The organism is Novosphingobium endophyticum, assembly GCF_014640675.1.
GTDB lineage: Bacteria > Pseudomonadota > Alphaproteobacteria > Sphingomonadales > Sphingomonadaceae > Novosphingobium > Novosphingobium endophyticum.
Map to the genome: position 1 here is coordinate 127,172 of NZ_BMHK01000003.1, position 12,668 is coordinate 139,839.

At 65.8% G+C, this 12,668-nt stretch carries 11 protein-coding genes and 1 tRNA gene; 2 read left to right on the top strand and 10 right to left on the bottom strand.

The genetic code is table 11. The features are described from left to right. Window positions 1–9 precede the first annotated feature (9 nt). Window positions 10–1,854, bottom strand: coding sequence for a methyl-accepting chemotaxis protein (locus tag IEX32_RS03380; protein WP_188768415.1), 1,845 nt, complete (start codon window positions 1,852–1,854; stop codon window positions 10–12). A 275-nt stretch (window positions 1,855–2,129) separates the two neighbouring features. Between IEX32_RS03380 and IEX32_RS03385 the strand changes: the two genes are divergently transcribed. Both IEX32_RS03385 and IEX32_RS03390 read left to right on the top strand, forming a co-directional pair. Further along, window positions 2,130–3,353: a cytochrome P450 gene (locus IEX32_RS03385; RefSeq protein ID WP_188768417.1), complete on the top strand. Its 1,224-nt coding sequence runs from the start codon at window positions 2,130–2,132 to the stop codon at window positions 3,351–3,353. Then, the gene (locus IEX32_RS03390; protein WP_188768418.1) at window positions 3,353–3,973 is read left to right on the top strand and encodes a TetR/AcrR family transcriptional regulator; all 621 of its coding nucleotides are present in this window, start codon (window positions 3,353–3,355) and stop codon (window positions 3,971–3,973) included. The genes IEX32_RS03385 and IEX32_RS03390 overlap by 1 nt, the downstream gene beginning before the upstream one ends. Window positions 3,974–3,999: 26 nt before the next feature. On the opposite strand, the gene IEX32_RS03395 is transcribed toward IEX32_RS03390, so the two are convergent. From IEX32_RS03395 to IEX32_RS03435, 9 genes are all read right to left on the bottom strand, one after another. Next, window positions 4,000–4,935, bottom strand: coding sequence for an NAD-dependent epimerase/dehydratase family protein (locus tag IEX32_RS03395; RefSeq protein WP_188768419.1), 936 nt, complete (start codon window positions 4,933–4,935; stop codon window positions 4,000–4,002). Next, window positions 4,932–6,062, bottom strand: coding sequence for a glutamate 5-kinase (gene proB, locus IEX32_RS03400; protein WP_188768420.1), 1,131 nt, complete (start codon window positions 6,060–6,062; stop codon window positions 4,932–4,934). Before proB ends, IEX32_RS03395 begins: the two co-directional genes overlap by 4 nt. A 477-nt stretch (window positions 6,063–6,539) precedes the next feature. Beyond that, window positions 6,540–7,559: a sensor histidine kinase gene (locus IEX32_RS03405; RefSeq protein ID WP_188768426.1), complete on the bottom strand. Its 1,020-nt coding sequence runs from the start codon at window positions 7,557–7,559 to the stop codon at window positions 6,540–6,542. Between the two features lie 363 nt (window positions 7,560–7,922). Next, on the bottom strand, window positions 7,923–8,978 hold the full coding sequence (gene obgE / locus IEX32_RS03410) for a GTPase ObgE (protein WP_188768428.1): 1,056 nt from the start codon (window positions 8,976–8,978) through the stop codon (window positions 7,923–7,925). 150 nt (window positions 8,979–9,128) lie between these two features. Then, window positions 9,129–9,204 (bottom strand) — tRNA-Ala (locus IEX32_RS03415). A 123-nt stretch (window positions 9,205–9,327) separates the two neighbouring features. Next, complete coding sequence (locus IEX32_RS03420) at window positions 9,328–10,191, bottom strand: hypothetical protein (RefSeq protein ID WP_229735854.1); 864 nt, start codon at window positions 10,189–10,191, stop codon at window positions 9,328–9,330. Between the two features lie 156 nt (window positions 10,192–10,347). Further along, complete coding sequence (locus IEX32_RS03425; protein ID WP_188768429.1) at window positions 10,348–11,088, bottom strand: Bax inhibitor-1/YccA family protein; 741 nt, start codon at window positions 11,086–11,088, stop codon at window positions 10,348–10,350. Between the two features lie 127 nt (window positions 11,089–11,215). Then, a complete protein-coding gene (locus IEX32_RS03430) occupies window positions 11,216–12,037 on the bottom strand; it encodes a pyrroline-5-carboxylate reductase family protein (protein WP_188768430.1) in 822 nt (273 codons plus the stop codon). 95 nt (window positions 12,038–12,132) lie between these two features. After that, on the bottom strand, window positions 12,133–12,651 hold the full coding sequence (locus IEX32_RS03435) for a type III secretion system chaperone family protein (protein WP_188768431.1): 519 nt from the start codon (window positions 12,649–12,651) through the stop codon (window positions 12,133–12,135). Window positions 12,652–12,668: the final 17 nt, after the last annotated feature.

Consider the following 12,668-nt stretch of genomic DNA (forward strand, 5'->3'; position numbering starts at 1 on the left):
GCGCCGGTATCAGAATTCGGACCAGTCGCTGTTGTCGACAACCTGCGCGACGGCCGCGTTGCCGGCTGCGACTGGCGGCGCATTGCGTTGCTGCCGGGCTCGCGGCGCCTTGCGCGCGGCGGTATCGGAACTCTTGAACGAAACGACGCTGTTCTCGCCGATACGGAAGGTGCCGACGAGTTCGCCGAGGTTGTCCGCTTCGGCGGCAAGGCTGCGCGCGGCCGCCGTCGATTCCTCGACCATGGCCGCGTTCTGCTGCGTGACGACATCCATCTGGCCGATCGTCGCGTTGGTCTGAAGCAGCCGCGCCGATTGCTCCGACGAAGCACTGCTGATGCGCATGACGACGTCCGTGGCGTTGTCCACGCGCCCGATGATGGACGTGAGCGCCTCGCCCGTGCGACGGACCATGTCCACGCCCACCGAGACCTGCGACGAACTGGTTTCGATCAGGTTGCGCACATCCTTCGCCGCGTCGGCCGAGCGTTGGGCAAGCCCGCGAACCTCGTTGGCGACGACCGCGAAGCCCTTTCCGGCATCGCCCGCGCGCGCCGCCTCGACACCGGCATTGAGCGCCAGCAGGTTGGTCTGGAAGGCGATGGAATCGATGACAGCGATGATGCTGCCGATCTCTCCGGTCGATTTCTCGATCTGTTCCATGGCCCCGATGGCCTGGCTGACGACTTCACCGCCGCGCCGCGCCTCGGTGACAGCCGCGTCGACGCCGCGATGCGCCTCGGCCGCATCCTGCGCGGTTTCCTGGAGCGCAGCCGAAAGCTGGCTGACCGACGCAGCGGCCGCGCCGATCTCGCTCGCGTGATGTTCGGTGCGCTGGGCGAGGTCGTCGGACGCCTGGCTGATCTCCATCGACCCGCTGCGGATGGCGTGAGTCGAGCGCGAAACCGACTGCATGGCCTCGCGCAGGCGCGCCACGGTCCTGTTGAAATCGTCGCGCAGCTTGACATAGCTGGCACCCAGTTCGGGCAGTTCGACCATAAGGTCGCCATCCGCCATACGCCCCAGCCTGTCGCCTACGAGTTCCGTCATTTCGTGCGTTTCCGCATCGCTTCGCGCCTTGGCGGCAACAGTGTCGCGAAGACGGGCGGCGGCTCGCGCCAGTTCACCGATTTCGTCGCGGCGTTCGAGATGCGCGATGTCGCAATCGAGCTGACCGGCCTCGATCTGGGCTATGGCGTCACGCACGCCATCCAGTTCCTCGCCGATGCTGATCCGGATCGCCCGTGCGAGCAGGAACGAGACCAGACCGGCGGCCAAGGCGATGCCGACCGAGATCACCATCACCCAGAGCGCGACGCTTTCCTGCGCGGCACGAAGCTGTTCGCTGCGAATGATGACGGGGTCGCGAATCTTTTCAATGGCATCGTCAACGCCGGAACCCATGTCCGAAATCCTGTCGAGCACATCATGGCTCGGTTCGCCGGCAGCAAAGGCCTCTGTGGTGGCATCGACGTATTCCCGGGCCTTCGCGCTGACGAGATCGGCATTTGCCTTCTCGGCCGGCTCCAGATGGCTGCGCGTGTCCGCGATAGACTGTTCCAGATCCCTGGCGTTGCTCTCCCAACCCTCACGCGACTGTTCGCTCTGGATCACGGCATGGCGGTAAACGTCGCGTTCGAGGGAAGTGAAATCCTTCTCCAGCAGCGCGGCAAAGAGCGCCTGCTCCGCCGTCGCATCGTCTTTCTCCATAATGCGCAGCGTCACCATCGAACCTATCACAACGGTAACGACAAGACACAGGGCAAGCCCCGCAGCCGCGGCCGACTGAAGCGTCAGTCTGCGATTGATCGATTGACGACGTAACCAGCTTGTATTCGGTATCGACCCGACTGCCATTGTTTTTCCCTTACACCCCGCCGAAGCATGGGCACGGCTCTAGGCCCGCGCTGGTAAATGTGAGCCGCCCGCCCCCTAGGGGGAACACCGGATCGCACGGTACCGGAGTTCGCAATCCGGCCGCGAACGCCAGACCGGTTCTTACCGGGCCTTTGCCGATAAACCGATCAGCAATTCCCGCACGACTTCGCGAGTTTTCTGTTATTCTGGATCGACTCGGGGTCATATGCTAATAAACTGACTGGCAGCAGGAGATGTCGGGGCGGAGAAGAGCGATGCAGACCATAAGCGAGCTTGACCTTGGGCACCTGCCAATCGAAACCCCCGAATTCTGCACGGACCCGTCTCCATGGATTGAAAAGGCTCGCGCAAGGCATCCCTGGCTGGCGACCTGCAATCTGGGCCCGGTCTTCATCTCCTATCGCGCGATCGACGATGTCATGCGGATGGACGACAGCCTCAAGATGCCGGGCGGGGAAATCGTCGACCTGATGGGCGCGCGCGGCACAGGATGGGGGGACTTCGCCGAGGAAATGATGCTGGTGCGAAGCGGCAAGGATCATGCCCGGCTGCGTTCCAGCGTCAGCGCCGCATTCGGCCCCAACAACGTCAAGCGCATGCGCCCGGTGATAACCGGGACGATTTCCGCCCTGCTCGACGAATGGGCCCCGCGCGGCGCCTTCGACTTCGCCGTGTTCGCGGCCAATTTCCCGGTGCGGGTCATGTTCGGCCTGATCGGCGGTGACGTCACGAAGCTGCCGGGGATCATATCCTCGCTCGAAGTCCAGGGATCGAGTTTCAACATGATCGTCGAGGACATGCCGAAGATCGAGGCCGCCTATCAGGTGCTCTGGCGCTTCGTCGACGAACTGATCGCGGAGCGCGGCCCCGATGCCGGAAAGGGCGACCTGCTCGACGATCTCATCGCGGCCAGCACGCGCGGCGAGCTTACCGGCAAGGAACTGCGCCAGATGCTCGTATTCCTGTTCAGCGCGGGCTACGACACGTCGAAGAACCTGCTCACGCTGCTGATGAACTCGATGATCGAGTATCCCGCGATCTGGGAGCGCTGCGCCGAGGATCACGACTATTGCCGCAAGGTCGTGCGCGAACAGCTTCGCCTGACCAGCCCGTCCAACACCTACCGCGTGACCACGAGGGACATCGTCTATCGCGACGTGCTCATTCCCAAGGACACCATGCTGCTGTTCCCGCTGGGCATTTCCGGCCGCGATCCGGAAGTCTTCTCCGATCCACTCGGGTTCGATCCGGACCGCCCGGACCGCACCGCCCCGCTCGCCTTCGGGCGCGGCATGCACATCTGCCTCGGCCAGTTTCTCGCCCAGGCGAATGTGGAGGAAGGCACGCACCTTATCGCCCAGCGGCTCAGGCGGCCGCGCCATACCGCCCCGCCAACGTGGCGCAGCTTTGCCGGCGTGTGGGGGATAAGGAGCCTGCCGATCGCCTTCGACCCGTCGCCGTTTCGCGAGGCAGCGTGATGGCGACCAGGGTCGGCCCCACCCGCCGGATGGGATCGCGCAACTCGGCGACCGGCGCGGCCCTGCTCGACGCGACCGAGGCGGTTATGCGCGAGGAGGGCTACGGCGCCGTAACCTCGCGCCGCGTGGCCGAACGAGCGGGGATCAACCAGCAGACGGTCTACTACTACTTCGCGGCGATGGATGATCTGCTGCTGGCGGCCTATCGCCGCCGCACCGCGCAGGTGCTGGAGACGGTCAAGCGCGCGATGGCCTCGGACCGGCCACTGCACGCCCTGTGGCAGGCATTCTCCGACCCGTTCGATGCCGCGCTGACCATGGAATACCTCGCCCTTGCCAACCATAACGAGGCGATCCGGCGCGAGACGATCGCGTTCGGCGAGAAGATGCGGGCGTTGCAGGTGGAGCGGCTCGGGGACGGGATCGGCGCGGCCTTGCCCGAGGACGCGCCGGACAGTCCGCTCGGCCTGATCATGGCGCTGACCTACGTTTCGCACCTGATGGGCTTCGAGGCGACGCTGGGCCTGCGCGGCGGGCATCGCGACGTGCGGCAACTGGCGGAATGGGCGCTGCGCGGGCTGGAGCCGGCGGGGCGCGGCGCTCCACGTCCGCCGGAATAACCGTCATCCGGGATGACGTCAGGCGCTCAGAGCCACTTGTTCTCGCGATACCAGCGCGCGGTAGCCTTGAGCCCTTCGCGGGTTTCGATGCGCGGCTGCCAGAGCGCCGCCGGGATCCTGCCATCCGTGCCGACCACCCAGTCGGGATGGCTGAAGTAGGCCGCGCGGTCCGGCGTCATCTTCGCCTTGGTGCCGCGAAAAAACCGGTCGATCTTCGCGACACGCTCAAGCGCCGCCTTCGACAGGCCCAGCACTTTCGGGCGCCTGCCCATGGCCCAGCCGATCGCGCGGGCCAATTCGTAGTGGTCCCAGCCGTCCCGCTTGCCGTCGTCCGGTTCGAAAGTGCAGCCCGTCACCGCCTCGCCCCCCGGCACCAGCGTCACCAGCAGGCGCGCCAGGTCCTCGACGTGGATCATCGAGGCGCGCCCGCTTGCAGGCGTCGGGATCACGCCCCACTTCGCCGCGCGGAACAGCTCGAACATTTCCCTGTCGCGCGGGCCGTAGATCGCGGGCGGGCGCACGATGGTCCAGTCGAGCGGGCTCGCCCGCACCAGCTTCTCCGCGCGGGCCTTGGACGCGCCATAGGCGGACAGCTCCGGTTCTCGCGCGCTGAGCGAGGAAACATGGACGAAACGCGGTATACCCTTGGCGACCACAGTTTCGATCAGGTTCAGCGTACCGTTGACGTTGCCCGCCTCGAAACCCGCAAGGTCGGCGGCGTTGACGACGCCCGCGACGTGGATCGTCGCCTCGACCCCGCGCGTCAGCTCGCACAGCGACGCAGTATCGAACAGATCGCCTCCGATCCACCGCACGTGCCGGCGCGGCGCCTGAGGACGGCGGGTCAGCGCGAGCACTTCGTATCCGGCCGCAATCGCCGCGTCGAGCACGGCCTGCCCGACGAAGCCGGTGCCTCCGGTCAGGGCGAGAAGTGGACGGTCCTCGGGCACCGGATCGCTCATTTGAGGACCAACTGGTCACGGTGGACCACCGCCGAGCGCGGCGCATAGCCGAGCACTTCGGCCTGCTCGCTGGAATGAAGCCCGCGAATCGCCGCGCATTCGGCGGCGTCGTACTCCGAAAGGCCATGGGCGACGATCCTGCCGCCGGCCTCGCGGATCTCCACCGGATCGCCGCGCAGGAACTCGCCATCGACCCCGGTGATCCCCTTTGCCAGCAGGCTCGACCCGCGCGAGAGCGCCGCCGCCGCGCCGGCATCGACCGTCAGGCTGCCCTTGAGCCGCAGCCGCCCGCCCAGCCAGGCCTTGCGCGCGCCGGTCTTGCGGCGCGGCAGGAACAGCGTGCCGATGTTCTCCCCGACGATGCGCGCCACCGGCCGGTCGTGATGGCCATTGCCGATGACGAGGCAGATGCCGGCGAGTTCGGCGATCTCGGCCGCCTGCAGCTTGGAGACCATGCCGCCCGAGCCCATGCCCGAATTCGACTCCGCACTCGCCATTGCGTGAACCTCCGGCGTAACCCCTTCGACCACCGGAATCATCGTCGCGCCCGGTTGCCTGGGATCGCGGTCATAGAGGCCGTCGATGTCCGAGAGCAGCAACACCGCGCTCGCCTGTGCCGCCTGCGCGACGCGCGCCGCGAGCCGGTCGTTGTCGCCGAAGCGTATCTCGTTGGTGGCGACCGAATCGTTCTCGTTGATCACCGGCACCGCGCCGGCATCGAGTAGCCGGGTGAGCGTGGCGGTGACGTTGAGATAGCGCCGCCGGTCCTCCAGGTCTTCCAGCGTCAGCAGCATCTGCGCGGCGGTGAGGCCATGGCTGCCCAGCAGTTCCGCCCAGAGGCCGGAAAGCGCGATCTGCCCCACGGCGGCGGCGGCCTGCGCATCGGCCAGCGACCCGCGCCCGCCCCTGTCCAGCCCCAGCGTCGCCGCACCCAGGGCGATGGCGCCCGAGGACACGACGATCAACCGCTGCCCGCGCGCGCGGGCCTCCGCGATCTCCGCGACAAGCCCCGCAAGCCATTCGCGCCGCACGCCCCCATTCCCGACAAGCAGCGATGAACCGACCTTGACCACAAGGAGCGGGCACTGGGCCTGGTCGGCAAGATCGGAAAGGCGGGCGATAGGCATGGAAGCCGAGCCTTTAGGAGAATTGCCGCGCGGTGGGAAGCATTTGCGCGCCGCGATCCGTGCCGATCGTCGTGGATGAAGAACGATTGCCGGTTCGCCGGGAAACAGGATCGACACGCTGTTGTCGCGAGGTGACAGTCAGGTTTGCACAGTCCTGAAGCGAAAAACTCCCCCTCCCGGACCGGGCGCGACAAGGCGCCTCCCGAAAAGTAACTGGCGCGAATTCGGAAAGGACGGCGAAGCTGACGATGCGCAAGAGCGCGGCGAGACTAAGTCAGGCGTCGGCGATGTGGGAAACGGTTTGGGGGTGTGGCGGGTTTGTTGCCGGGTCCGGTCAGGCAGGTTTCGGACGACTGGGGCAAATAGCTGCCCTACATTCAGGTTGCCAAGTTACGGTGGCTCACGACCCACTGCGGACAATCTCCGCGTTTCGAATCCGTCGGCTGGAGCCTTTGGCCAGACTGCGGGGCGAAACGATTAGCGATGGATGATCGACACCAGGTAGCCAGGATTGGCGTCGGTCACTTCGACCGTGGCCGAGAGCTGGGCGGCAAGCGCATTCACGATCCCGGTTCCAAGGCCGGGCTTGCCACTCGGGTGGTCGCCTTGAATTCCCACCCCATCGTCGGCGACGGTCAGAATCCATCCATCGGCCATCGTGTGAAACCCGATCTTGATCGCGCCCTTCGCTTGGCCGGAATAGCCATGCTTGAGTGCGTTGATTACCAGTTCGGTGACGATCAGGCCCATGCTGACAGACCTGTCGGCAGCGGTAACGCTGTCATCCACGTCGACCGTCAGGGATAGCTGCCCGGGATCGGCAATCATCGAAGCCCCGATGCTGGCGCATAGTTCGGTGAAATAGGGACGCAGCGCAACTTCACCCGTGCCTGTGGAAGCAAGTTGGCGTTGCAGGGTGGCGATTGACATGACCCGGTGATGGGCCTCGCGAAGGTGGGCCCGCGTCTCTTCTGACTGGACGCGGCGCACGCTCTGCATGAGCACGCTCGCGATGATCTGCAGGCTGTTGGCGACACGGTGGTTCAATTCGCGAACCAGCATGTGCTTCTCCTGCACCAGCGTATCGTTGGCGCGCTGGGCCTGACGGGCCTCGGTGACGTCGGTCACGGCCACCACGAGGCGCAGAGCCTCGTCGTCATCGTGGTCAAGCACGTGGGCGTTGATGACAAGATTGCGCGTCGGGTCACCAGCGCGCTTCAGGTCCATCTCGTAGGCGTTGATTGCGGCACTTCCCGCAGCCGTCGCCGTCAGCAACGACCTCAATTGCGGGATTTCCCATTCGCCATCGCCCAGCGCGAACAGCTCCTTGCCGACCACTCTGTCGCAGTCGAGCGAAAAACTGCGGCAGAACGAACCGCTGGCGGCCTTCACTACCAGTTGCTCGTTCAGCAGGATCAGCGGGGTGCTGGACGACATGACGAGCGCCATCCCCAGGCTGCTCGATGATTCGGGTTTCAAGGGCGTAAAGAATTCCATGGCCGAAGCCTTCGGAAGTCGGAGACTCGCGGTGCGAAAGCCATACCCGACGTTCGCTCGTTCATCGATTCTGCCGGCGAACACGGAAGAAACGGTGAAACTATCACAGATCGGAGCGAAGCGCCCTACGCAAAATGTTGGGGCGGTGGCGCGGCTCGAATGTCCACGAAATGTCCGCTTTCCCCCTTCTATTTTTCGCGATCCAATCGGCCAGACCAGGGACGGCTGCCGGTCCGGTTTCGGGAGAGGCGCCGCACCTGGGCAATGACCGGAAAGTCGCGCAAACCTGCCACACGCGTTCCGACACCGCCCCTCGCCCATTACTCTGCGCGCGGTCCCGCGCCCGGCGGGGCAAGGCTTCGCTCAAATCGGGGACCAGGGCTGCTCGTCGGCCTCTTCCCGCTCGCCCTCGGGCCGCTCGGTGACGGTCGCGGCGGGGAGGTGTTCGATCACCGCGTCGAGCAGCCGGGCCATGCCCTTGCCCGTCGCGCCGGAGATGGGGAACACTTCATGCGCGCCGGCCTTGAGCAGTTCCTTCGCGTATTCTGCCGCCAGCGCATCGTCCACCAGGTCAACCTTGTTCAGCGCCACCAGCCGGGGCTTGTCGTCCAGATTGCCGCCATAGGCCCCCAGCTCCTCCTCGACCACATGCATCGCCTCGACCGGGTCGGTGCTGGAGATGTCGATCAGGTGGACCAGCACGCGGCAGCGCTCGATATGGCCCAGGAAGCGGTCGCCGATCCCCGCGCCCTCCGCCGCGCCGGCGATCAGGCCGGGAATGTCGGCCAGCACGAATTCGCGGTTCTTGTGGCTGACCACGCCCAGCTGCGGGCGCAGCGTGGTGAAGGCATAGGCGCCCACCTTGGCCTTGGTGTTGGACAGCCCGTTGATGAAGGTGGACTTGCCCGCGTTGGGCATACCGACCAGGCCGACATCGGCGAGCAGCTTCAGGCGCAGCCAGACCCACATTTCCTGCGCCGGCATGCCGGGCTGGTGCTGGCGCGGGGCGCGGTTGGTGCTGGTCTTGTAACTGGCATTGCCGCGCCCGCCCAGGCCGCCTTCGAGCAGGGACACGCGCTGGCCCGCCTCGGTCAGGTCGGCCAGAACCATCTCGCGATCCTCATCGTCGATGACCTGCGTGCCCACGGGCACCTTGATGACCAGATCCTTGCCCGCCGCGCCATTGCGGTTCTTGCCCATGCCGTGGCCGCCGCGCGGGGCCTTGAAGTGCTGGGTATAGCGGAAGTCGATCAGGGTGTTCAGGCCCGCGACCGCCTCGAAGATCACGTCGCCGCCCTTGCCGCCGTTGCCGCCGTCCGGGCCGCCGTACTCGACGTACTTCTCCCGCCGGAAGCTCACCGCCCCCGGCCCGCCCGCGCCGGAGCGGATGTAGATCTTGGCCTGGTCGAGAAAATGCATGGCGTCCTTATCCGGCGGATTGGCAAACGTGTCGAGTGCGGTGATGCTACGTCGCCGGGCCGGTGCCGCACACCGAGTGCGGCAAACGCACCCCATAAAAACGCGAACGGCCGCAGCAGTGTGCGGCCGGTCAGCGGGAACAGCACTTACTGGTGGAGCCGAGGGGGATCGAACCCCTGACCTCGTCATTGCGAACGACGCGCTCTCCCAGCTGAGCTACGGCCCCGTTCCAGTATCGACGCGAAGCGGGCCTCCCGCATCGCGAGCGGCCCCCTTAGCGAAGAGATCCCGCGCTTGAAAGAGCAAAAATGCGCGGGCCGGATTTTCGTCCCTCCCCTGCACGGGGAACCTATTGCGTTGAAGCATCCGCCCCTTGCTGCGATGATTCGACCACTTGCGGCGGCAAGATTATCGCCTGCTGCGGGAGCGTTATGGCCGGCTGGGGCGGCGCCGCCGTCGGTGCCGGAAGCGTCACGGAAGGCTGCGCGGCCTGTTGTCCGATTTCGGCCTGCTGTTCAAATGTCGGGCGCACCGTGAGAAGGCCACCGCCGTAGCGCGACTGCCACGCCGCGAGATCGGCCCTATACTGCTCGAAGGCGTCGAAGAATGCCTTGAACGGCGCCTCCATCTTGGCAAGGCCGGTGAAGGAATAGGCCTCGAACTGGCTGGGATCGACAGTCTGGAGCTCGGTGGTGAGGTCCATCGCGGCCTGGCAGAAACCGGCATCGACCGGCGGCAGCGAAAAGAAGTTGTAGACCTGGGTCTGGTAGGTCTCGCGCGCCACGATCGCCGCGCGCCCCACGTGCTGCGTGCGGAAGCTCTTGTCGATCTCCCTGTTCGCGGAATTCAACGCCTTGGCGTAGACAGTGAGGAAGCGTTTGTAGCCTTCGAGGATCGGGGCGTACTGCACCTCGATACAGTTGAGCGCCGCGACATTGTAGGCCGAGCGCAGGTTCCAGACCGCCTGCGAGGTCGATATTCCCGAATTGACCGTCTGGCGCACGCCCAGATCGTTCGCCGGTGGGATGGTCATCTCGTCCGGAGCGCCCATCGGCGGCGTCGGTTTGGGCGGAATGACCACGACCGGGGGCGGTGGTGGCGGCGGTGGCGGCGGGGTCGTGCAGCCGGAAAGAACAGCGATCGCCACGGCCAGAACCGGGCCGGCCATCCACGGCACCCGGCGCGCCAGTCCCTTCAACCTCGGGTTTTTCACCTTGTATTCTCCAACGAAAGTGCGCTGTTCCTATCTCTCCCGGCCGGCAAAGGAAATGCCCGGTGCGACGAACCGCACCGGGCATTATAGCACTTCGAAACTGGACTGTGGATTACTCGCTTCGGAAAAAACAAGCCATCCGCGATGTCCGTCCGCTCATTCCCTCTGGCCGAGGAAGCTGAGCAGGAACTGGAACATGTTGATGAAGTCCAGATAGAGGCTGAGCGCGCCGAGCACGACGGCCTTGCCCATGAACTCGGTGCCACGCAGCTCGAAATACTGGTTCTTCAGCCGCTGCGTGTCATAGGCGGTGAGACCCGCGAAGATCAGCACGCCGAGAATCGAAATCACCAACTGCAGGACGGTCGACCCCACGAAGACGTTGATGAGCATCGCCACGAGAATGCCGACGAGCCCCATGATCAGGAACGTGCCGAAGCCCGACAGATCCTTCTTGGTGGTGTAGCCGAACAGGCTGAGACCCGCGAAGGCCGCCGCGGTCGCGAAGAAGGTCGTCGCGATCGAGCTTGCGGTGAACACCAGGAAGATCGCCGAGAGCGACAGGCCCATGACCACACAGAAGCCCCAGTAGAGCATCTGCAGCGTCGAGGTCTTCATCCGGTTGGCGCCGAAGCTCATGCCGAAGACGAAGCCGAGCGGTGCCAGCATGATGACCCACTTGAGCGGTGTCGTCAGCACCTGCGCGGCCATGCCGGACGATGCGAAGAGCATCGCCACGATGCCCGACAGCAGGACGCCCGAGGCCATGTAATTGTAGATCGACAGCATGTGCCCGCGCAGGCCCACGTCGTAAGCGGCCCGGCCTGCCGTGCGTCCGTCAAGGCTCGGAGACGCACCGAAGCCCGTGCGGGGCTGGGGGTCGTTCCAATTCGCCATTTCAAACTCCCTTTGCCGGCGCGCGCACAATGCGATGGGCCGGTCAGCGCTGAATATCGGGCCAGCCCGATCAATATTCAAGAAAAACCGGACATCGGGGCTTGTATCAAAATGTAAGCGGCCGAAATCAGCCTTTCCGCGCCTCGGCCGCCATTTCCGCGTTGCGGTCGCGCGAGGCGCGCATGGCGGCCGCCACCACGCCGGCCAGCGCCGCTTCGGCATCGAGCACGTTGAGGCCCGCGCGGGTCGATCCGCCGGGGCTCGCCACCCTGTCGGCCAGTTCGCCCGGGGAGACCGGCGGCCGCGCCTCGGCCTGGGCCGCCGCGAGCTGGGCCGCGCCCTCCACCATGGCAAGGGCCAGGCGCTGCGACTGCCCCTCGTCGAGGCCCAGCCCCGCCGCGCCGGCGGCAAGCGCATCGATGAAGCGGTAGACGAACGCCGGCCCGCACCCGGCGAGCGCGGTGACCGCATCGAACAGGCTCTCGTCCGCCAGCCACTCCGGCGTGCCCAGCGGCTCCATCAGCGCCGTGACGGCGGCGCGCCCCGCTTCGTCAAGCCCGCGCGCGGCCAGCGCGATGGGCGACTTGCCGATGGCGGCGGCCAGGTTCGGCATGATCCGCACGATTCCTCCCGCCTGCGGGAAACGCCCGGCGAGGCTGTCGAACTCGACACCGGCGAGAATCGAGAAAAGCGCCGTTCCGCCCCCGACCAGCGGCGCCAGCGACGGCGCGACATCGTCCAGCCCTTGCGGCTTGACGCCCAGCATGACCGCGTCGAAGCGGCCGCCGGGCAAATCGCGAAGCAGCATCACGCCTTCGGGCACGTCACTGCGCCAGGGATCGACGACCGTGAAGCGGGATGCCGGAATGCCGCCGGCGAGCCAGCCCTGAAGCATGGCTCCCGCCATGTTGCCGCATCCGACGAGCAGGATATTCTGAAAGCGGTCCATATGTCCTCCGGTCGCGAAGCGGTCGTCGGGGTCGATTAGGACAGGTGCCCGGCGCTGCCAAGGGCCGCGTCGGGGAAACGGCTTGAGCGCGTGTCTCAGGCCTCTCCGGCCGCATCCACCATCGCGGCGGCGAGCGCTTCGGTCGGTGTCTTGTCGCCCCAAAGGATGAACTGGAACACCGGATAGAAGCGGTCGCACTCCTCGACCGCCGCCTCGACCACCATCTGCGCATGTCCGGGGCCGAGCAGCCCGTCCTCGCCCAGCATCAGCCCGTGCCGGTAGAGAACGACGCTGCCGCTGGACCAGACATCGAAATGCCCGAGCCAGAGCTGCTCGTTGATCAGCGCCAGCGCCTCGTAGACGGCGGCCCGCTTGCCGTCGCTGATACGGATGTCCGGCAGGCACACCAGTTGCAGGACGCGGTCCTCGGGCCGCCAGATCGCCTGGAACTGGTAGGTTGCCCAGCTGCCTTTCACTTCCGCCGAGATTTCATCGTCACCGGAATACTCGAAAGGCCAGTCGCGCGCCTCGAACAGGGATGCCAGCATCTCCACCGGAGCGGCTTCCTCGTCCCTCCCGATGTCGTCCTGTACCGTTCTCATATATTCTGACATTCGCCCTCCGCGTTCGA